Source organism: Capnocytophaga sp. oral taxon 323 (assembly GCF_001278825.1).
GTDB classification, from domain to species: domain Bacteria; phylum Bacteroidota; class Bacteroidia; order Flavobacteriales; family Flavobacteriaceae; genus Capnocytophaga; species Capnocytophaga ochracea.
The window spans coordinates 2,175,691-2,196,869 of record NZ_CP012589.1; the positions used below are offsets into that span (position 1 = coordinate 2,175,691).

Below are 21,179 nucleotides of genomic sequence, written 5' to 3' on the forward strand. Positions count from 1 at the left end.
TCTAAACTTAGCCAAAGTTTCAAACTTCGGCTAAGTTGAAAATCTAAAATTTACTACAATGAAAAAATATGTATTATATATCAGTTTTATGGTGAGTCTGACAGCTTTTACCAGCTGTTTCCAAGACTTAGACCAAGACCCTGCGTTTGATTATCCCAAGCAACCTCCTATCTTAGACTATGTAAAGCCTAAATTAGCTTTTACTTTTGAAGATAATAGTGAGGATATGAGTGTGTATAAAGCAACTACTCAAGTAGTAGGAAATGCTTCTTATACACAAGGAAAAGTAAAGAAAGCTTATCAAGGAGCTGATAATAGCTATATACTTATCACGCCTCCTACTACTCCACTTAATGGTGGTAAATCGTTGCACGATGTATTGGGTAACTTAGGTAGTTTTTCTATCGCTTTTTGGATGAATGCCGAAAAACCTACTAAGGCAACAGGATTATTTTCTTTAACTAATAACAAAGGTTTTTGGAGTTATATAGACCTATTTATGGAACCAGGTAATTCTACTCAAACCAATGGACGTTTTAAACTGCATTTGAGCAACGGTACCAAAGATGGTTGGGTAGATAAGATAATCCCAGAAACATTAGGCAAATGGGTACATTTGGTTTTTCGTTATGATGCTACCACAGGTAAGTTTACTATTTTTCGGAATGGATCAGAGGTACATTCGCAAGAGTTTAAGACTTTGGGAGGCATAGCGTGCCCCAACTTAGGTACTCTTGTAATAGGAACGCTTCCTTTTCAAACTACTCCTCCGCTCACTACTGGGGCAGGAGCACAAGGATGGGCAGGATTCTACAAAGGTCAGTTAGACCAGTTTTATTTCTTTAATGAACCTATTAATGATGTTCAAATAAAAACATTAGCGAGTGAAAAATAGATATTTAATAATTTTTATCATCTTTCTTTACAGCATTAGTATCAGTGCTCAGAATGAGGCGTATACCAAAGGCGTATATGTGGATAAGCAAAAGAATAGTATGCCTTATCGCTTTCTTCAACCTAAAAAAATGGAGAAAGGCAAGAAATACCCTTTGGTGCTCTTCTTGCACGGAGCTGGCGAAAGAGGAAACGATAATGAGAGTCAGTTGCGCAATGGGGGCACGGTGTTTAGCAATCCTGCGAACCGAGATAAGTATCCTTGCTTTGTGCTCTTCCCGCAGTGTCCTGAGGGGGCATATTGGTCGCTTGAAAAGCGTCCTGAAAAAGGTTACAAAAGCGGTAATCCTCTACCAAAGGACGCTCCTATTACCAGTCATTTGCGGTTGGTGAAGGAACTTTTAGACGAGACTTTGGCTACTTACCCTATCGACTCTAAACGAGTGTACATTATGGGCATTTCGATGGGTGCGATTGCTACTTTGGATATGGTGTATCGCTTCCCCGATACCTTTGCCAAAGCTGTCTCGATATGTGGGGCGACTAATATAGAGCGTATGCGTGAGTTCAAAGGGAAAACTCTATTCCGCTTTTATCACGGTGATATCGATGATGTGATACCGGTGACTTACTCGCGCGAAGCCTATGAGGCGTTGAAAAGCACTGGCAAGAAAGTAGAATACATAGAGTTCTACGGAGCCAATCACAACGCTTGGCACCCTGCTTTTAACACCAAAGACTTTTTAGAATGGAGTTTTAGGTAAGGTAAAAGGTGCGAGCCGCACAGGCAGCCGTAGCACGGCAGGCGGGGAAAAATTAGAAAATGAGAGAATGAGGAAATGTGGAGGGAGCTTGTAGCACGACAGACAGTGTACAATTAACTTTGCCAAAGTTTCAAACTTTGGCAAAGTCTATATCCTTAAAAGTGAAATATTTGAGCTATCGGAAGGAAACGGAGCAATTCGGAAGAAGGGAGGGAGAGGTTTGGGCGAAAAAAGGCTGTAAGGAGGGTGGAGTTAGCTTATAGAGAGCTTATAGGAAGCTTATACGAATCTTGGACGATTGGTATAGGAAGGGTATATAAGTTGTTAATTCATAGCATAATACAGCGACACAAAAAATGGTAAAAACGGGGTTTCGAGGCGAAAGAAAGAGAATCCTAACCCCGTCCCTCTCCCAAGGAGAGGGGGTGTAGAGATGAGTAACGAATGACAAATGACGAGGGTAACATCTCTCTTTACACATACTCCGTTCTCGTGGGGCACATACCCAGCTATTGCTGGCTACTTTCAAAGGGAGAAATTAGTGAAGGATAGGAACACGAGCTACAAGCTCGCGCTAGCGGGGAGATAAGTAGCTGATGTTGTTAGATTGCACAGATTGCAATATAAATATAACTGTAAATCAGTATTAATATTATATTGAATTGATGTTAAAATAGAAAAATATACAAAATATGAAGCATATCAAACAGATAAACAGAACACTTTTTGTGCTTCTTATTGCATTCTGCGCGTCGTGCAGTTGCAGTAAGGACAGTAAGAAAGGCGGTAATACGCCTACTCCTAAACCACCTGTTGAAAAGAATCGTCCGATGGAATTTGCTTCCGACGATGCTTTCTTAGATTATATCCAGCGTGCGCACCTCAACTATATGTGGGACGGTGCCGAACCTAACTCGGGGTTAGCCCCTGAGCGCATTCATATAGATGTTCCTTCCGATGATGCTCATATCATCACTACGGGAGGTTCGGGCTTTGGGATTGCAGGGCTATTGGTGGGTGTAGAGCGCGGTTTTATCCCTCGTGCTGAGGCAGTAGAAAGATTTACAAAAATCGTAACTTTCTTAGAGAAAGCCGACCGTTATCACGGTGTATGGTCGCATTGGATAGACGGGCGTACGGGTAAGACCAAACCTTTTGGACAAAAAGACAATGGGGGAGACCTTGTGGAAAGCGCTTTCTTGATGCAAGGATTGCTTTGTGTACGTCAGTATTTCAAAGACGGGAACGATACCGAAAAAGCCTTAGCTTCTCGCATTGATAAATTATGGCGCGAAATGGAATGGGATTGGTACCTAAACGGACAAGATGTGCTCTATTGGCATTGGAGTCCTAATTACAATTGGCAGATGAATTTTCCTCTGAAAGGTTATAACGAATGCTTGATTACCTATATTTTGGCAGCTTCTTCGCCAACCCACACCATTCCTGCTTCGGCTTATCACAACGGTTGGGCACGTGGAGGAGCTATTAAAAGCTCTCAGGTAACGTACAATCTACCATTGATTCTCAAACACAACTTCGCAGAACAATACGGAGGTCCCCTATTTTGGGCGCACTATTCGTACATAGGGTTGAACCCCAAAGGACTCAGTGATGATTATGCCAATTACTGGGATTTGAATCGCAATCACACCCTTATCAACTACAAATATTGCCTAGAAAACCCGAAAGGTTATAAAGGTTATGGGGCGAACTGCTGGGGACTTACCGCCAGTTATTCAGTAAAAGGGTACTCAGCCCACAGCCCTAGTAACGATTTAGGGGTAATCGTGCCTACTGCTGCACTTTCCAGCTTCCCTTATACCCCTCAAGAATCAATGGTTGCGCTCAAGCATTTCTATTACGATTTAGGAGATGTGATATGGGGTAAATACGGCTTTTACGATGCTTTTAGCGAGCAAGCGGTATGGTATCCTAAGCGTTATTTAGCTATCGACCAACTCACTATTGCCCCGATGATAGAAAATCACCGCACGGGTCTCATTTGGAAACTATTTATGAGTTGCCCCGAAGTACAGGAGGGATTAAAGAAACTGAATTTTAAGGTGCAGTAAAAAAGATAAAAGGTTAAGCCCAGCATTATCTTATATCTAACCTAACCAGAAGTTTATTACTAACAGTGTTTTGAAAATTGGGTTTTAACAAAGGGCGATGTGTGAACATCGCCCTTTGTTTGATTAATGACTAAAAATAAAGAACATCAATTTTAATACGATAATACCAAAAATGCCAATAATACCAATTCAGAGGCGAATGATGAGGGAGAAATAAGCGAAAAGAGACTTTCATTGAAAATAGAGGATGTTTTTTGGAATAATCAAAATAAAATAGTTATCTTTGCCAGCAACTAAACTTTAATACCTTATGCGTATGCGTGTTTTTCTGTGTGTTTTGATGGGGTGGTTTGTAGGGACGATACACGCTCAGTTATTGCCACCTATCTATAACTACGCTCCTTCGGTATACTCGGGTGAGAGTCAGAATTGGAAAATATGTCAAGCGATAAATCAAAAGATATATTTTGCTAACAATATAGGTCTATTGGAGTTCAATGGGGTGGTATGGGAACATTACCCCTTGCCCAATGGGGCGATAGTGCGCGCCGTAAACGCCAAAGGTAACACTATCTATACGGGAGGTTTTGCTGAATTTGGTTATTGGCAAGCAGATGCTTTCAACCGTTTGCAATATACTTCACTGAGTAAACGCTTGCCGCCTAAGGATATAGAAGACGAAGAGGTATGGAAAATTGTTTTTTTTGACCATTGGGTGCTCTTCCAGTCGTTGCACAAACTTTATATTTACGACTCTCAGCACGACCGCTTTCACATTGTGCATTCGCAAAACAACCTACCTAAAATCTTCAAAGTGGGCGAGCATATCTTCTTTCAAAAGATGAATGAGGGGCTTTTTGCTCTTGTGAATGGTAAAGAAGAGTTACGTTCGGAAGCGCCTCTTTTCCGCGAGCATATTGTTATTAATATCTTCCCATATAAAGGTAAGTTTCTATTTGTTACCCAAGACAAAGGCATTTACGAAGGAACACCTGCTGAGGTGAGACCTTGGCAAGTGAGTACTGAGGCGCTTACTTCTTCCCTAAACATTTACAGTTGCGAACAACTCTCTGACGGTTCTATCTTGCTGGGGACGATTGCCAATGGTGTATACCGATTATCGCCAGAAGGACAACTGTGGGAGCACCTTCATCAGAAGCAAGGCTTGCAAAACAACACGGTGCTTTCTATCTTCGAGGACAAAGAACACAATGTGTGGTTAGGCTTAGACAATGGCATTAGTATGGTGAATTTCTTTTCGCCTTTCCGCCAGTATAAAGATAACGAAGGAGTGCTAGGAGCCGTTTATACCTCTATTGTTTACCAAGGTGATTTGTATTTGGGTACCAATCAGGGGCTTTTTTATGCGTCTTTTCCTTTGAAAGCAGGTCAGCCATTTCAGTTGGTTGAAGGTACTAAAGGGCAAGTGTGGCAACTGAAAGAACTACAAGGCTCTTTGTTTTGTGGGCACAATTCAGGTACGTTTGTGATAAACAACCATCGAGCACAATTGGTGTGTAATGTTTTGGGTACTTGGGATATTAAACCTGTGGAAGGACACCCTAATTGGCTCTTGCAAGGCAATTATGAAGGTTTATACCTTTTGGAACTGAAAGAAGGGCGTTGGCAATACCGCAATAAGATAACAGGATTCAACGTATCGAGTAGGTTTTTTGAGTTTATTTCGCCTACTGAACTATTGGTAAGCCACGAGTACAAAGGCGTGTTCCGGTTGCAACTCTCCCCTGATTTTACCAGAGTACTCCAAGTGCACAAAGAGACTTCTGCCCCAATGGGACGCAAGTCGGCGATTGCTAAATACCGCAATGAGATTTGGTATTTCACTGAAAAAGGCTTGTTTAAATATGATATTACCGCACGTAAGTTTGTGCAAGATGAAAGCCTTACCCATCGGCTATTCGACCAAGATGCCTACTTATCGGGCACTATGTTACGGGGTAAAGAGGACGGATTGTGGTTTTTTACCCAATACAATATAGTGAAGATGAGTCAGGGTAAGTTAGACAAGGCACTTCAGCTGAAAAAGATGCCTCTCTCGGCTGCTTTTCGCAAGGATTTGGTAGGTTTTGAGAACCTCAATGAGTACCGAGAAGGTGATTGCCTTTTAGGTACGAGCACCGGCTTTATGGATTTTGTGTTTAATCCGTCGCACCATACCGCTTATGAGGTGCATATAGACCATATAGACAAAAGCAAAGTAGAAGGCGTATGGCAACCTATTGCTCTTAATAGTACTGATAACCGCTGGGCACATAACCAAAACAATCTGCGTTTTAGCTATAGTGTGCCCGCCTATAATGCGATGTTTCAAACTGTATATCAATATAAATTGGAAGGACTTTATGAGCACTGGAGCGACTGGAGCAAAGAGGCAAGTGTGCAGTTTGATAATCTGCCTGCAGGTGATTATACCTTTCTGGTAAGAGCCAGAGTGGGAAATGCTGTTTCGACCAATACGGCTATTTTTCACTTTGTAATAGAAAAACCTTGGTATGCCACTAATGTGATGATAGCTACCTATATAGGACTCTTACTGCTTTTGCTTTTTATTATCCACCGTGTGTATAGAGTTCATTACAAGCGTCATAAGAAGAAGGTAGAACAAGAAAAAGAGAAAGAACTCGCTCTATTGCAATTGGAAAATGACCGTACGGTAATGAAACTCCAAAACGATAAGCTCCATAGTGAAGTGGAGAGCAAGAACCGCGAGTTGGCGGTGACTACGATGAACATCGTGCGCAAGAATGAACTGCTAATGAGCATCAAAGAGGCACTTTTGAGCAGTGGTAATAGCAAACAGGTATTGCATATTGTGGAAGATAATATCAACAGCGAAGGCGACTGGGAGCATTTTCAAGAAATCTTTAATCAAACTGATCGCGACTTCCTTAATCGGCTTAAATCGCTTCACCCTGACCTTACTCCTAATGATATCAAACTGTGCATTTACCTGCGTTTGAACCTTTCGAGTAAAGAAATTGCTCCCCTACTGAACATTTCTACCCAAAGTATAGAGATAAAGCGTTACCGCTTGCGCAAAAAAATGCGTTTAGAGCGCAACCAGAACCTTACCGATTACATTCTAAAGCTCTAAATTAATGGTTAGTGGTTAGTGGTTAATGGTTAGTGGTTAATGATTAGTGATGCGAGCTACATAGGCAGATGTGAGTCGTACGAGTGAGTAGAAAACATAAATTGATTTTCTTAAAAAAATATATACATTACCTATACAACACCTCTTTTTAAGAGGTGTTTTTTATTTGTTGTTACCTTTACATCGATTTTTTGTATATAAGTTTAAATGTAAGATTTACAATGGTTTGTTTTGTAATTCTCGTTAATAGTAACTATACATTTACGTTAAAAATATTCCTTGTATATTTTTTGTATAGGTAAAATATTTTGTGTGTTGAATAATTGCGTTTATCTTTGTTGCGTGATTGAAAGAGAAATAAAGGAAAGAGAAAGTAATACTGAGTTAATGCCAGAAATGCCAATAATACTGATTGAAAAGTATAAATTTAGAGAGAGTAGGAAAAAGCAACTGAAAAAGGTGATTTGTTGTTTTGAAATTAAGGCTGTAATTTATCATTTTTGAGATAAAACTTATCAAAAGTTACCACGGGGGAATGGAAGAACGAAAGCGCACGAAAATTATTCTTAACTTTATCCCAAAAAAGAGACGGATTTTTACTAGATGAATGATGGACTTAGCTTATAGAGAGCTTATAGGAAGCTTATACGAATCTTGGACGATTGGTATAGAAAGGGTGTATAAATAGTTGATTAATAATACAATACAACAATGCCGGTAATATCAGTAATAGGTAGAGAAGCGAAAGTAAAGGGAAGAAAAGAGGAAGTTAGAAACAAGTTAAACCTAATATAATACATTAACATACCATTTAAAAAGAGCAATTCAGATGAAAGTATTTATTTTACCAATGTTGCTATTTTTATGTACGAGTTTGGCAGTGGCACAAACTTATAACATAAAAGGAAATGTGAAAGAAGCTCCTAACAGTCCGATGATGGGGGTTTCGGTGGTTGTAAAAGGCACTACCCGCGGGGTCTCTACCGATTTCGAGGGGAATTTTGCCTTAGACAATGTGAAGAAAGGTCAGGTTCTGGTGTTTTCGTATGTGGGTTACATCACTCAAGAAATCACTGTGAACAATGGCAATGCGCTGAACGTTACCTTGAAAGAAGATACCCAAACCCTCGGTGAAGTGGTAGTTATCGGGTATGGCACTCAAAAAGTAAAGGACGTAACAGGTTCGGTATCAGTAGTAGATGCTAAGACCATTACCGAACTAAAGCCTGTGGATGCGGCTACTGCCCTACAAGGTACTACCTCAGGGGTGAGCGTAAACAAGGCTTCGGGTTCACCTGGAGGGAAGATAAACATTCTCATTCGCGGAGTGAGTTCTAACGGTAGCAACGAGCCTTTGGTAATTATCGACGGTTACGAAGGGGCACTGAACAGTATCAACCCCGAGGACATTGAGAGTCTTACTGTATTGAAAGACGCTCAAGCGGCTATCTACGGCATTAAAGGGGCGAATGGGGTAGTACTCGTAACTACCAAGGGTGGACGCAAAAACACACCTTTGGAAGTGAAAATTAGCTCTTATACCGGTATTCAGCAAACTACCAAAAAGTTGGATTATATGAACGCTACCGAGTATGCTGCCTTACTCAACGAGAGTTATGCTGCCAACGGACAGGCGTTACCTTTTGGCAATTTAGCTTCTTTAGGCAAAGGCATTGATTGGCAAGACGAGGTGTTTAAGAATTCTGTTATTTCAGATATGACAGCTAGTATCTCGGGTGGAGGTGAGAAATTTAGTTATTACTTAGGGGCATCACATCTTACCCAAGACGGTATTGTAGCCCCCGAAAAATCCAACTTTAAACGCAATAACGTGAAAGTGAGTTTGGGAGCTGATATTTCACCAAAACTTAAGATGAACTTCACTGCCAATTATTACAACAACAAGCGCAAAACCATTGAGGAAAACGGCTTGGGAGCAGTGCTTTTCAACGCTTTGAACTTCTCGCCTACCTACGGCTTGCACGATGAGGATTTAACGGGCTTTTTGGGTAATGAGGTAATTAACCCTTTGGCACAAATAGACAATACCTATAATCAGTACGATGGTAATGGATTGGAGGGGAATTTCCAGTTGAGCTATAATCTCATAGAAGGCTTAGACCTCACTTCGCGTATCGGGTTTAAGACTTATAGTGATGAGAAGAAAGATTTTCAACCGCTGAGCTTTTTTGGTACGGGCAAAATCTTTAACCGCAGTCGCAGTACGGTAACTCAGGAAAAGAACGAAACGCACGCCTATACGTGGGAGACTTTTGCTACTTATAACAAAACTTTCTGGAAAAACCACAACACTTCACTCACTGTGGGAACCAGTGCGCAACGGAACTGGGGCAGTGGACTCAGCGCTACGGGTTACGATGTGCCTAATAACTCTTGGGATTTTGCCGATATAGGGCTTACTACAGGTACGAACAATAGCAAAACTGATAACTCGTATATGAACGATTCGCGTCTTACCTCTTTCTTTGGTAGATTACAATACGATTTTAAGAGCAAATACTTGCTATCGGCGATGCTTAGGCGTGATGCTTCTTCAGACTTCCCGAAAGACAACCGCGCCGACTTGTTTTCATCAGTAACAGCAGGTTGGAAAGTATCCGATGAAGGCTTCTTGAAAGACAGCAAATGGATAGACTTCCTAAAATTGCGCGGTAGTTACGGTACACTGGGTAACAATGCCGGTAAAAACCTTTATAAGGCGATTTTAAACGGGGAAGCTGTGTACGTGTTCAACGGACAGATAGTGCGTGGAAAAGCTGTAGGCAAATTGCCCAACCCAAGTGCTAAATGGGAAGTAGCTGAAAAGTTAGACGTTGGTTTTGATTTCAATACCTTGAAGAACCGATTATCGTTAGTATTCGATTACTTTATAGAAAACCGCAACGATTTGCTCATTTCTAATTTCCCTGTCTCAGGTATTATAGGAACGGCTGCACCAGGAGCATCAAACCCCACCGTGAACGCTGGTAATACTCAAAATAAGGGTTTTGAGGTAGCGTTAGGTTATAGAAGTGATGCAACCAAACCTTTCTCTTGGGGCTTTAACTACAACATTACCCGTTTAGACGGCAAAGTGGTATCAATCAATGGTGATGTGATTCCAGAAGGAGGGGCTTTCAGCGTAGGTCAGTTAGCGCCTGCACGTATGGAGGTGGGGCAACCTATTGGTTACTTCTACGGTTTGCAAGCCGATGGAATCTTCCAAAACCAAGCTGAGGTAGATGCACACCCTTCACAACTTGCCTTAGGGGCTCCTGCCAAACCTGGCGACATCAGGTATAAAGATGTGAATGGCGACGGAGTAATCGATTTTAAAGACCGTACTTATTTGGGTAAACCTACCGCCACTTACTATATGGGCTTGAACCTCAATGCTAAGTATAAAAACTTTGATTTCTCAACCTATATGTATGCCGAGCTCGATAAAGAGATGGTGCGCAACTACGAGCGTTCACAACCTAACGTAAACCGTCAGCGTTTGTATCTTGACCGTTGGCGTGGTGAGGGCACCAGCAACAGCGTGCCTCGTGTAACCACAGGGGCGACTACCAATAATTTATTCTCAAGTTTCTTTGTAGAAGACGCCTCATTCTTGCGCGTTCAGAATATACAGTTGGGCTATTCGATTCCTGCATCGGTATTGGAGAGTGTGAAGATGAAAAGCTTCCGCGTGTACTTTTCAGTAAACAACGCCTTTACGTTTACTAAGTACAAAGGTTATGACCCCTCAGCTACCTCTGGCGATGCCATTGGTGGAGGTATTGATTACGGCTTCTATCCACAAGCCCGTCAGTTTATTTTAGGATTTAATACTTCATTTTAAAACCCATACAAACAAATGAAAACGATATATAACATACAGAAATGGACAATAGGGCTTATGCTTTTTGTCTTTGCCTTTGCTTGTTCCGACGATTTTCTCGACAAGACTAAACAGTACGAAATCAATTCGGAGACCTATTTCAATTCAAAGGAAGACTACCAAAATGCGCTGATTGCAGCTTACAATTTGTTACATTCTACGTATATAAATGTGCTTATGGGCGAAATTGCCTCCGATAATACCCTTTGCGGAGGTGAAAGTGCTTCCGATGTACCTGGTTTTCAACAAATAGACCAGATGATTCATACTCCTGTCAATGCACAACTCAAAGACTTGTGGGACTGGATGTTTGCTGGTGTAAACCGCACGGCTTATATCTTGGAATTCCAAAACAAAACAGCCTTTGAGGGCAAAGAGGTGATCATTGCCGAAACACATTTCCTTCACGCTTATTACAATTTTGAACTCGTGAAATGGTTCGGAGCGATTCCACTCAAAGAAAACAAACGATTTGAGCGTGGCGACGAACAAAAAATACCCCGTTCCCCTGTGAGTGAGGTATATGCTTCTATTGAGAAAGACCTTTTGGCTGCCATTCCTCACTTGCCTACAACACCACCCGACGGGCAAGTAGGGCGTGCTACCAAAGGCGCCGCTCAAGCGCTACTCGGCAAGGTGTATTTATACCAAAACAAATTTGCCGAAGCTGCTCAAGTATTAGAAACCGTGATACACAGCAATACCTATTCTCTTGTAACCGACTATGCGTCTATCTTTGAAAAAGAAGGTGAAAATGGTGCTGAATCGGTATTCGAGATACAATACACCGATGCTGAAGGTGCGAGCTTTGACTGTTTGCAATGTAGCAAAGGGAATGTAGCGGTAGGGTTTAACAGTATCCGCAACTACAACGGTCCTGTGTTCGATTCTGGCTATAGTTTTAACGTACCTGTACAAGAGGCAGTCGATGCTTTTGAAGCAGGCGACCTCCGCAAAGATGTAGCGATTTTAGACATCGTAGCGTGGGCAGCCGCGAACAATGCTACTTATGCCGAAGGGTATAAACATACAGGCTATTTCAACCGCAAATACATTGCTCGCAAAGGTGACCTCAATAGCCCCGACCCCAATCTTACCAACCCTAATAACTATCGTGCTATTCGCTATGCTGATGTGCTCTTAATGGCTGCCGAAGCGCTCAACCGTGGTAATATCAGCGATGAACGTGCTCGCGATTACCTCAACCAAGTGCGCAAACGTGCCTTTGGCGATGAAAATCACAATATTACGGTTTCGGGCACTGCCCTTACCGAAGCAATATGGAAAGAACGCCGTGTAGAGTTCTTAGGCGAAGGCTTGCGCTTTTTCGACTTAGTCCGCACGGGTAAAGGTACCGAAATACAAGGCTTTACTGCCAATAAAAACGAAGTGTTTCCCGTACCCTACGAAGAAATACGCTTTGCTAATGGCAATTGGCAACAAAACCAAGGATATTAATGACAATTTACGAATGACAAATTACGAAGTAAGTTTTCTTTGTGTCACATATTCTTATCTCTTATCTCTTATCTAAATTAAAATGAAAGCACTCAAAACCCTAATAGCACTACTGCTCCTCATTGGAATGGTAGCTTGCGAAAAAGATAAGGACGATCTCAGTTTCGTCCAAAATGCCACGGCTCCTACTGATGTTTCAGCTAAATTTCAGGTGAGCACCGATAACTCGGGAGCTGTAACCATCACTCCTTTAGCTACGGGGGTAGCTACTTATAAGGTCTACTTTGGCGATAGCACTGCAACCCCCACTGTGGTAAAAGCAGGAGGTTCGGTAGCACACACTTATGCTGAAGGTAGTTACCAAGTGAAAATAGTAGCTGTGAACATTGCTGGCAAGGAAGCCGAAGCGACTTTGCCTTTAGAGGTGTCTTTCCGCGCCCCTGAGAATGTAGAGGTAACCGTCGCTAACGACCAAGCTGTCTCCAAAAAAGTGAATGTAACAGCTAAAGCCAACTTTGCGATTACTTACGATGTGTATTTCGGTGAAAGTGCCGACGAAAAACCGGTCTCTGGCAATATAGGAGAGGAAGTTTCACACATTTATAAGCAAGTAGGTACTTACACCCTTACCATAGAAGTGAAAGGTGCGGGCAAACAAACTACTAAAGTACAAAAAACGGTACGAGTAATTGCTTTGCAACAGCCTACTACTGCAGCTCCTCAACCTCCAATCCGCAAAGCACAAGAGGTCGTTTCGCTTTTTAGCGGACGATATACCAATGTAGCAGGCACCGATTTCAACCCTAATTGGGGGCAAGCCACTGCTTACAACCTCTTTAAGTTGGGTACTGATGAAATTTTGCAATACGCTCACCTCAATTATCAAGGTATCCAATTTGCCCGAGAAATCGACCTATCAGCGATGGAGTTCTTACATTTAGACGTTTGGACTGCCGATGCTACAGCTTTAGATATCTATTTGATTAGCAAAAGCACAGGCGCTGACGGTGAGAAGTTCGTCAAAAAGACCCTCACTGCCGATAAGTGGACAAGCATCGATATTCCGCTAAGCGACTACACCAAACAAGGGTTTGTAATCACCGATGTACACCAAATCAAATTAGTAGGACAAGGTACAGTATTTATTGATAACTTATATTTCTACAAAAAATCGAATACCGTGATAATCGAAAACTTTGAGGGTACAGCTCCCGAGTTTACTACCTTTGGCAATATGGCAGATGTTGAAGTAGTAGCCAACCCTAATACTACAGGCAATACTTCTACCAAAGTAGCCAAAATGGTGCGCACCAAAGGTTGTGAAACGTGGGCAGGTGCGTTTTTTACTTCCGAAAGTTTGGATATAAAAACCTACAAGGTATTGAAGCTAAAAGCCTTGTCACCTAAAACAGGTATTGTTGTAAAAGTGAAATTAGAGGGAGCTACTAGCGATGAAGCAAAAGAAGTAGATGCTCGCATCACCAAAAAGAACACTTGGGAAGAACTTTCTTTTGATTTTACTGGCATTGATACCAGCGCAACCTACACCAAAGTAGTTGTTTTCTTCGACTTTGGTGAAAAAGGCGATGATACCACTTATTACTACGACGAAATAACACTGAATTAATTACCCGTGCGGTTCGCACTAAATTGACAAATTAAAATGAAAACCTTAAATCTTTTAACCCTATTAGTAGCTTTTGTCTTTATAAGTTGTAAAGATAAGCACGAGTTTGGAGACCTTACACCTCCTTCTAATGTAAATGCCTCATTCAGCATCGTGGGGGCTGATAACTCTCATCCTCACGGTGATGGCACGGGCTTGGTGAACTTTGTAGTAACCGCCCAAAACGCCATTTCTTACCGTGTCGATTTCGGCGATGGCAAGACCGAAATGGCTCCCTCTGGTAAAATCCAACACCGCTATACCAAAGTAGGTACCAACAAATTCACAGCGGTAGTAAGTGCTGTAGGTGCAGGAGGCTCTATGAGTTCTGTGTCTTTAGAATTGGAAGTATACAGTTCCTTCTCCGATGCTGAAGCCGAAAATATGCTTGCTGGTAAGAATGTAGGCGATACTAAAACTTGGTATTGGGCTGCCAATGTAGCGGGATATGCAGGCTTAGGACCTCAAGAAAGTGGCGATAATGGCGAATATGGCTACCCCGCTTGGTGGCAAGCAACACCATTCGACGCTACTCGTACTTGTATGTTCGAAAATTCCTTTATCTTCACCCGTACAGCTAATGGTATTACCTATAAACAAACTGCCAACCACGTGTTCATACCAGGAGCTTATGCTGAGGTGTTAGGTGTAGCTAAAGACCAATGTCACGGCACCGATGTAGTCCCTACGATTACAGGCGAGAAACAAGTGTCCTTCGTGCCTTCTACTTCCAAAGCCGCTACCCAAGGTAAGTACAACAACAAAGCCTATCGCGGTACAGCTATCGAGCTCTCCAATGGTGGTATGCTCGGCTGGTGGGTAGGAGCAAGCACTTATGATATCATCAGCCTTACCGATACACAACTTGTCGTGCGCGTGATGCAACCTAATAGTCAGTTTGCTTGGTATCACATTTTTACCACTACCAAACCTTCCGAAAATAGTTTTACCAACCTCGTATGGTCTGATGAGTTCAATAAAGCGGGCACCCCCGATGCGACCAAATGGACGTATGATTTAGGCAAAGGTAGCAATGGTTGGGGTAACAATGAGTTGCAAACCTATACCAAAGACCCCGAAAATGTGAAAGTTGAAAACGGTGTGCTCAAAATTACTGCCAAAGCCGATGGCAGTGGAGGGTATACTTCTGCACGACTCAAAACTGAAGGTTTGTATGGTTTCAAATATGGTAAGGTGGAAATCAAAGCCAAATTACCTGCTGCCAAAGGTACCTGGCCTGCAATGTGGTTCTTGGGCAATAACTTCGCTACCGACGGCTGGCCTAAATGTGGCGAAATAGATATGCTCGAACAAAAAGGTAATAAAAAGACCCATATACTCGGCGCTTGCCATTGGTACGACAGCGATAACAACCATCAGGGCGATTACGACAAAGAAACTGAATTTGCAAACACTTCTGCAGATTTTCATATCTATACGATGACGTGGACAGAAAAAAAGATTATCTTTGCAGTCGATAATAAGAACTATTTCGAAATGGACAACAACGCTAAATTGCCATTCAACCAAAAATTCTTCCTTATCCTAAACGTCGCGATGGGAGGAACATTGGGAGGTCAAGTAGCTAATAATTTCACCGAAGATAGCCTTCAAATCGATTATGTGAGAATTTATCAGTAAATGCTATCGCAAACTTTTCTAAAGTTAATAGTTGTGATAATCAATCACTCTTGCAGTATGTTGTGTAGGGGCGTATTGTATACGCCCACGTGATATATCATTTTTGTGTAAATTCGTGAGACTCGTTTTATAGCGAACTCACCTTAAAATAAGTTTTATGAAGAAATTAATCTGTGCTGTTACTGTCTTATTCGCTGTAGTAGCTTGTAACAATTCGTCAAAAACCGACGATAAAACCCCTGTGAAATGGGAGTCCTTCAGTGGCGATAAAAACATCGAACGCAAGGTAGATTCTTTGCTATCGCTGATGACCTTAGAAGAAAAAATAGGACAACTTACTCAGTTTGCCGCTAATTGGGATGTTACAGGCCCCGTAATGTCCGATGACTTTCAGCCTTATCTCGAAAAGGGTCTCGTAGGCAGTGTGTTCAACGCTGTTACCGTGCCTGGGGTGCGCAAATTGCAGGATATAGCTGTCAAGAAAACTCGCTTGGGTATCCCTATTCTCTTTGGTTACGACGTGATTCACGGTTATAAAACCATATTCCCTATGTCGCTTGCCGAAGCCTGCTCTTGGGATTTAGACCTAATGCGCCAAACCGCTGCTATTGCTGCCGAAGAAGCTGCTGCCGATGGCATCAAATGGACGTTCGCCCCTATGGTCGACCTCGCTCGCGATCCGCGCTGGGGTCGTGTGATGGAAGGCGCTGGCGAAGACCCTTTCTTGGGAAGTGAAATTGCCAAAGCTCGCGTACAAGGTTTTCAAGGAGGTTCCGACTGGCATTCGCTTAGCAAAACCAATACTGTCTTAGCGTGTGTAAAACACTTTGCTGCCTATGGTGCTGCCGAAGCAGGGCGCGACTACAATACTGCCGAGCTCTCTCAGCACACCCTTTGGAATGCCTATCTACCACCTTATAAAGCAGCGATCGATGCAGGAGTGGGCACCGTAATGGCTTCCTTCAACGAGGTAAACGGTATCCCTGCAACTGCCAATCGCTATCTAATGACCGATATCCTTCGCAAGCAATGGGGCTTTAAAGGCTTTGTAGTAACCGATTATACCGGTATTAACGAACTGGTTCCTCACGGTGTTGCGGTTGATAATAAGCACGCTGCCGAGCTAGCAATCAATGCTGGTATTGATATGGATATGACAGGTGCTAACTTTATCAAGCATCTCAAGAAATCAGTCGAAGAGGGTAAGGTAAAAGAAGAGGCTATCAACACCGCTGTACGCCGTATCTTGGAAATGAAATTCGTGTTGGGCTTGTTTGATGATCCTTACAAGTTCCTCGAAGAGAACCGCGCCAAAACAACCCTTATGAAACCGGAGTTCTTGCAAGTAGCCCGCACTGCCGTTGCTAAATCGGTAGTATTGCTCAAAAACAACGCCGAGGTATTGCCTATCACTCCCGATATCCCGAAAAAGGTAGCCCTTATAGGCCCTATGGTAAAAGATTCTATTAACCAAAATGGCGAATGGCAAGGTCGCGGCGACCGTGAACTCAGCGCTTCTCTTTTCAAAGGATTACAAGAAGTGTATAAAGATAGTAAGGTGCAGTTTAGCTATGCCAAAGGTTGTACACTTACCGCCACAACTTCTGCCGATATAGCCAAAGCAGTAGCCACCGCACGTACCGCCGATGTAGCAGTAGTAGCCTTAGGTGAAGATTATAACTGGTCTGGTGAATCCGCTTGCCTTACCGATATACGTCTGCGCGCTCCTCAACGTGAATTGCTCCGCGCCCTCAAACAAACAGGCAAACCTATAGTGTTATTAGTGTATAGCGGTCGTCCGCTCGACCTTAGTGAAGAAAGTGAATTAGCCGATGCTATTTTGCAAGTGTGGTTCCCTGGTACCCAGTCAGGTTATGGCATCGCCGATGTATTATCAGGTAAGTACAACCCTTCAGGGCGTTTGGTGATGAGTTTCCCTCGTAATGTTGGGCAAGTGCCTATCTATTACAATCACAAGAACACCGGTCGCCCCGTTGACCCTAATAACCCAACAGTTGATTACCGTTCTAAATATGAGGATGCGCCTGTCACACCTCTCTATCCTTTTGGTTACGGATTGAGCTACACCACCTTTAATATTAGTAATGTACAGCTCAGCAGTGCCACACTCAGTAAAGGAGGTAAACTCACCGTTACAGCCCAAGTAGCCAATACCGGCAAGCGCGATGGTGAAATAGTAGTACAGTTATATATACGCGATTTGGTGGGTAGTGTAACCCGTCCGGTGAAAGAGCTCAAAGGCTTCCAAAAAGTGGCTCTCAAGGCAGGCGAAAGCAAACAAGTGCAGTTTGAAATCACCGAAGACCTTTTAGCCTTTTACAACGCCGATTTGAAAAAAGTAACCGAACCTGGCGCTTTCAAACTCTGGGTAGCCCAACACTCCGCCGATAACAGCAACGAAAAAGATTTTGAGCTAAAGTAGATTTTTTCCTTTCATTACACGCAAAAAGGATTGCTCTTCTAGGGCAATCCTTTTTTTGTTTTAGTGTATGATATCTTATTCGCTAATCTTAGCCCACGTATCTTTTAAGCCGACGGTTTTGTTGAACACCAATTTTTCGGGGGTAGTATCGGGGTCTACACTGAAATATCCCATACGTTGGAACTGTACCGTGTCGCCTGCTTGGGCGGTCTTGAGGCTTGGCTCTACATAAGCAGTTACTACTTTTAGAGAATTGGGGTTGATGTAGTTTAAGAAGCTATCTTCTTGGCGGTCGGGTTCAGCAACGGTAAAGAGGCGGTCATAGAGGCGCGCTTCGGCTTTCACGGCGTGGGGTATGGACACCCAATGCAATGTGCCTTTTACTTTACGCATACTCGCTTCGGTACCACTACCGCTACGGCTATCGGGGTCGTAAGTACAATGTATTTCAGTAATATTTCCTTGAGCGTCTTTCACTACGCTTTCAGCTTTAATGATATAAGCATTCTTCAAACGTACTTCTCCTCCTAATTTCAATCGGAAATACTTCTTGTCAGCCTCTTCTCTAAAGTCATCTCTCTCAATATAAATTTCTCTACTGAAAGGCACCTTACGATAGGTCATAGGGGTTATCTCGGGATTATTTTCGGCGTCAAGCCATTCTTCTTGTCCCTCGGGATAGTTAGTAATCACCACCTTCACAGGGTCGAGCACTGCCATTACACGGTTAGCTTTTTTATTGAGGTCTTCGCGCACGCAGAATTCCAATAGCGATACATCGATGAGGTTTTCGCGTTTGGCAATACCGATGGTATCAGCGAATTTGCGAATGGCTTCAGGGGTATAACCACGGCGACGTAAGCCTGAGATAGTAGGCATACGAGGGTCGTCCCAGCCAGCAACATAGTTTTCGGTTACCAATTGTAACAACTTACGTTTACTTACAATCGTATGACTCAAATTCCTCCGTGCAAATTCTCTCTGTTTGGGTCGCACACTCCCCCTTTGAAGGGGGGCAGGGGAGATGTTATCTCCCTCTCCTTTTGGGAGGGCTGGGGAGGAGATTACCTGGTCTAAAAACCAATCGTATAACTCTCTGTGTGGTAAGAATTCTAATGTACAAAGGGAGTGAGATATTTGTTCGAGGTAGTCGCTTTCGCCGTGCGCCCAGTCGTACATAGGGTAGATGTGCCATTTGTCGCCTGTGCGGTGGTGTGAAGCGTTCATAATGCGGTAAATGATAGGGTCGCGCATTAGCATATTAGGCGATGCCATATCTATCTTGGCGCGGAGTACATACGTGCCATTTTCGAACTCACCGTTTTTCATACGCTCAAAAAGGGTGAGATTCTCCTCTACTGAGGTATTGCGATAGGGGCTCTCAGTTCCTGCTACCGTTGGCGTACCTTTTTGAGCAGCAATTTCTTCGGAGGTTTGTTTATCGACATAAGCTTTTCCTTGTTTGATGAGCATTACTGCCCAGTCGTAAAGTTCTTGAAAATAGTCGGAAGCATAGCATTCTTTATCCCATTTGAATCCGAGCCACGCTACATCACGGCGAATCGCATCTACGTATTCTTGTTCTTCCTTAGAAGGGTTGGTATCGTCGAAACGCAAATTTACAGGGGCGTTGTAGCGCAAGCCCAATCCGAAGTTGAGGCAGATAGAACTCGCGTGACCGAGGTGCAAGTAGCCATTCGGTTCTGGAGGGAAGCGAAAGCGTAAGGCGCTGGCGGGAAAGCCTTTCGCAAGGTCTTCCTCAATGATATTTTCTATAAAGTTATTAGAGCGTTGTTCTTTTAATTCTTCTGACATCTTTTTTAATGATTAATGATGAATGGTAGATAGTTAATTCTTGTTTTCAAGGTGCAAAGATACAAATAATTTCCTAATTTACTAATTAACCAATTACTCTCATTCTTTTGGCGAAGGCAATAGCTTCCACATTATCAGCGTGTGTTTTCTCTTAGGATATTTTGCCTATAACGGGTTACTGTATGTACACTGATATTCAGCTTTTCGGAGATTTCTCTGCAAATATTTGTCATTTTCCTAAAAACATCTACCTTTGCCACCTCAGTAGCCACTAATCATTATAACTTATGCCTACTTACAACAAAATATTCGAAAACAATCGTCAATGGGTAAAACACCGCAAAGAGGGCGACCCTCATTTCTTCGAGAAACTCGCCGAAGACCAGAACCCCGACTATCTTTATATAGGTTGCTCCGATAGTCGTGTAGCTGCCGAAGAGTTAATGGGTGTAGGTCCTGGTAAAGTGTTTGTACACCGCAATATTGCCAATGTAGTAAACACCCTCGATATGAGCTCTACCGCTGTGATACAATATGCCGTAGAACATCTGCAAGTAAAACATATTGTCGTATGTGGTCATTACGATTGCGGAGGTGTAAAGGCTGCTATGCAAGCCAAAGACTTTGGTTTGTTAAACCCTTGGTTGCGTACCATTCGCGATGTATACCGCTTGCATCAAGCAGAACTCGATGCCATTACTGATGCCGACCAGCGTTACCGCCGTTTGGTAGAACTGAACGTAGAAGAACAGTGTTTCAATGTTACCAAAATGGCAGTTGTGCAAGAAAGTTATCTCAAACACCAATACCCTGCTGTTCACGGTTGGGTATTCGATATTCACACTGGCGAACTCATAGACCTTAACCTCGACTTCGAAGCCTTCCTTCATAAAATCCAAAAGATATATGACCTCACCGGACAAGAATGGTATAAACCCTACTAATTTCACTCAGTAGTCAAAAATCAAAAGATGTCATATATCAGCTCCAACTATTCTCTGGCTACTTTACAACGAACTTATATTAAATACAATTTCTCTCTAAAGTTTTTTTATAAACACCTATTCTACCACGTCTATCTTTTTGCTCCCCTAAGTCTCTCCGACAGCACCCACTTTTTTAACCTATCTCATAAAACTTTTTCACCGCCTCACCTCGTCATTCGTTCCCCGTCATTACTTCCCTTTTCCGTCACACTCCCTTCTAGTGCCTATGGCCTAAGGCCTATCACCTCTTCCTCTTTCTTTCGCCTCGAAACCCCGTTTTTAACATTTTTAGCCTTGTTATATAACACTATTAATCAATTATTTATACACCCTTTCTATACCAATCGTCCAAGATTCGTATAAGCTTCCTATAAGCTCTCTATAAGCTAACCCCACCCTCCTTACAGCCTTTTTTCATCAAAAACCCTCCTTCCCCTCT

General features: G+C 42.7%; 11 protein-coding genes and 1 pseudogene. 10 read left to right on the top strand and 2 right to left on the bottom strand.

From position 1 onward, the window contains the following. The first annotated feature begins 58 nt into the window (after positions 1–58). The 9 genes from AM608_RS09480 to bglX all read left to right on the top strand — a co-directional run bounded on the left by AM608_RS09480 (position 59) and on the right by bglX (position 17,939). Entirely contained in the window at positions 59–895 is an 837-nt protein-coding gene (locus tag AM608_RS09480) for a LamG domain-containing protein (protein WP_053581587.1), read from the top strand. Continuing rightward, positions 885–1,658 carry a prolyl oligopeptidase family serine peptidase gene (locus AM608_RS09485; RefSeq protein ID WP_053581588.1) on the top strand — a complete coding sequence of 258 codons (774 nt, stop codon included), beginning with the start codon at positions 885–887 and terminating at the stop codon, positions 1,656–1,658. Before AM608_RS09480 ends, AM608_RS09485 begins: the two co-directional genes overlap by 11 nt. Positions 1,659–2,350: 692 nt before the next feature. Next, on the top strand, positions 2,351–3,733 hold the full coding sequence (locus AM608_RS09490; RefSeq protein ID WP_053581589.1) for a glucoamylase family protein: 1,383 nt from the start codon (positions 2,351–2,353) through the stop codon (positions 3,731–3,733). Positions 3,734–4,043: 310 nt separating this feature from the next. Further along, a complete protein-coding gene (locus AM608_RS09495) occupies positions 4,044–6,848 on the top strand; it encodes a triple tyrosine motif-containing protein (protein WP_053581590.1) in 2,805 nt (934 codons plus the stop codon). 829 nt (positions 6,849–7,677) lie between these two features. Continuing rightward, the gene (locus AM608_RS09500) at positions 7,678–10,692 is read left to right on the top strand and encodes a TonB-dependent receptor (RefSeq protein ID WP_053581591.1); all 3,015 of its coding nucleotides are present in this window, start codon (positions 7,678–7,680) and stop codon (positions 10,690–10,692) included. Between the two features lie 15 nt (positions 10,693–10,707). Continuing rightward, on the top strand, positions 10,708–12,189 hold the full coding sequence (locus AM608_RS09505; protein ID WP_053581592.1) for a RagB/SusD family nutrient uptake outer membrane protein: 1,482 nt from the start codon (positions 10,708–10,710) through the stop codon (positions 12,187–12,189). An 82-nt stretch (positions 12,190–12,271) separates the two neighbouring features. Continuing rightward, positions 12,272–13,816: a PKD domain-containing protein gene (locus AM608_RS09510; RefSeq protein WP_053581593.1), complete on the top strand. Its 1,545-nt coding sequence runs from the start codon at positions 12,272–12,274 to the stop codon at positions 13,814–13,816. 36 nt (positions 13,817–13,852) lie between these two features. Further along, entirely contained in the window at positions 13,853–15,496 is a 1,644-nt protein-coding gene (locus AM608_RS09515) for a family 16 glycosylhydrolase (RefSeq protein WP_053581594.1), read from the top strand. A 157-nt stretch (positions 15,497–15,653) separates the two neighbouring features. After that, positions 15,654–17,939, top strand: a complete 2,286-nt coding sequence (bglX, locus tag AM608_RS09520) for a beta-glucosidase BglX (protein WP_053581595.1) — start codon at positions 15,654–15,656, stop codon at positions 17,937–17,939. Positions 17,940–18,014: 75 nt separating this feature from the next. On the opposite strand, the gene AM608_RS09525 is transcribed toward bglX, so the two are convergent. Beyond that, positions 18,015–19,754, bottom strand: a complete 1,740-nt coding sequence (locus AM608_RS09525; protein ID WP_053581596.1) for a glutamine--tRNA ligase/YqeY domain fusion protein — start codon at positions 19,752–19,754, stop codon at positions 18,015–18,017. A gap of 85 nt (positions 19,755–19,839) precedes the next feature. Then, positions 19,840–19,972 (bottom strand): annotated as a pseudogene (locus AM608_RS12790) (LuxR C-terminal-related transcriptional regulator); the annotation flags it as partial. 69 nt (positions 19,973–20,041) lie between these two features. Between AM608_RS12790 and AM608_RS09530 the strand changes: the two are divergent. Further along, positions 20,042–20,698 carry a carbonic anhydrase gene (locus tag AM608_RS09530; protein ID WP_009417398.1) on the top strand — a complete coding sequence of 219 codons (657 nt, stop codon included), beginning with the start codon at positions 20,042–20,044 and terminating at the stop codon, positions 20,696–20,698. Positions 20,699–21,179: the final 481 nt, after the last annotated feature.

Excerpts from the sequence above, each read along its gene's own strand:
- AM608_RS09480 (WP_053581587.1), top strand. The coding sequence starts at position 59 with ATGAAAAAATATGTATTATATATCAGTTTTATGGTGAGTCTGACAGCT.
- AM608_RS09490 (WP_053581589.1), top strand. The coding sequence starts at position 2,351 with ATGAAGCATATCAAACAGATAAACAGAACACTTTTTGTGCTTCTTATT.
- AM608_RS09495 (WP_053581590.1), top strand. The coding sequence starts at position 4,044 with ATGCGTATGCGTGTTTTTCTGTGTGTTTTGATGGGGTGGTTTGTAGGG.
- AM608_RS09500 (WP_053581591.1), top strand. The coding sequence starts at position 7,678 with ATGAAAGTATTTATTTTACCAATGTTGCTATTTTTATGTACGAGTTTG.
- AM608_RS09505 (WP_053581592.1), top strand. The coding sequence starts at position 10,708 with ATGAAAACGATATATAACATACAGAAATGGACAATAGGGCTTATGCTT.
- AM608_RS09510 (WP_053581593.1), top strand. The coding sequence starts at position 12,272 with ATGAAAGCACTCAAAACCCTAATAGCACTACTGCTCCTCATTGGAATG.
- AM608_RS09515 (WP_053581594.1), top strand. The coding sequence starts at position 13,853 with ATGAAAACCTTAAATCTTTTAACCCTATTAGTAGCTTTTGTCTTTATA.
- bglX (WP_053581595.1), top strand. The coding sequence starts at position 15,654 with ATGAAGAAATTAATCTGTGCTGTTACTGTCTTATTCGCTGTAGTAGCT.
- AM608_RS09525 (WP_053581596.1), bottom strand. The coding sequence starts at position 19,754 with ATGTCAGAAGAATTAAAAGAACAACGCTCTAATAACTTTATAGAAAAT.
- AM608_RS09530 (WP_009417398.1), top strand. The coding sequence starts at position 20,042 with ATGCCTACTTACAACAAAATATTCGAAAACAATCGTCAATGGGTAAAA.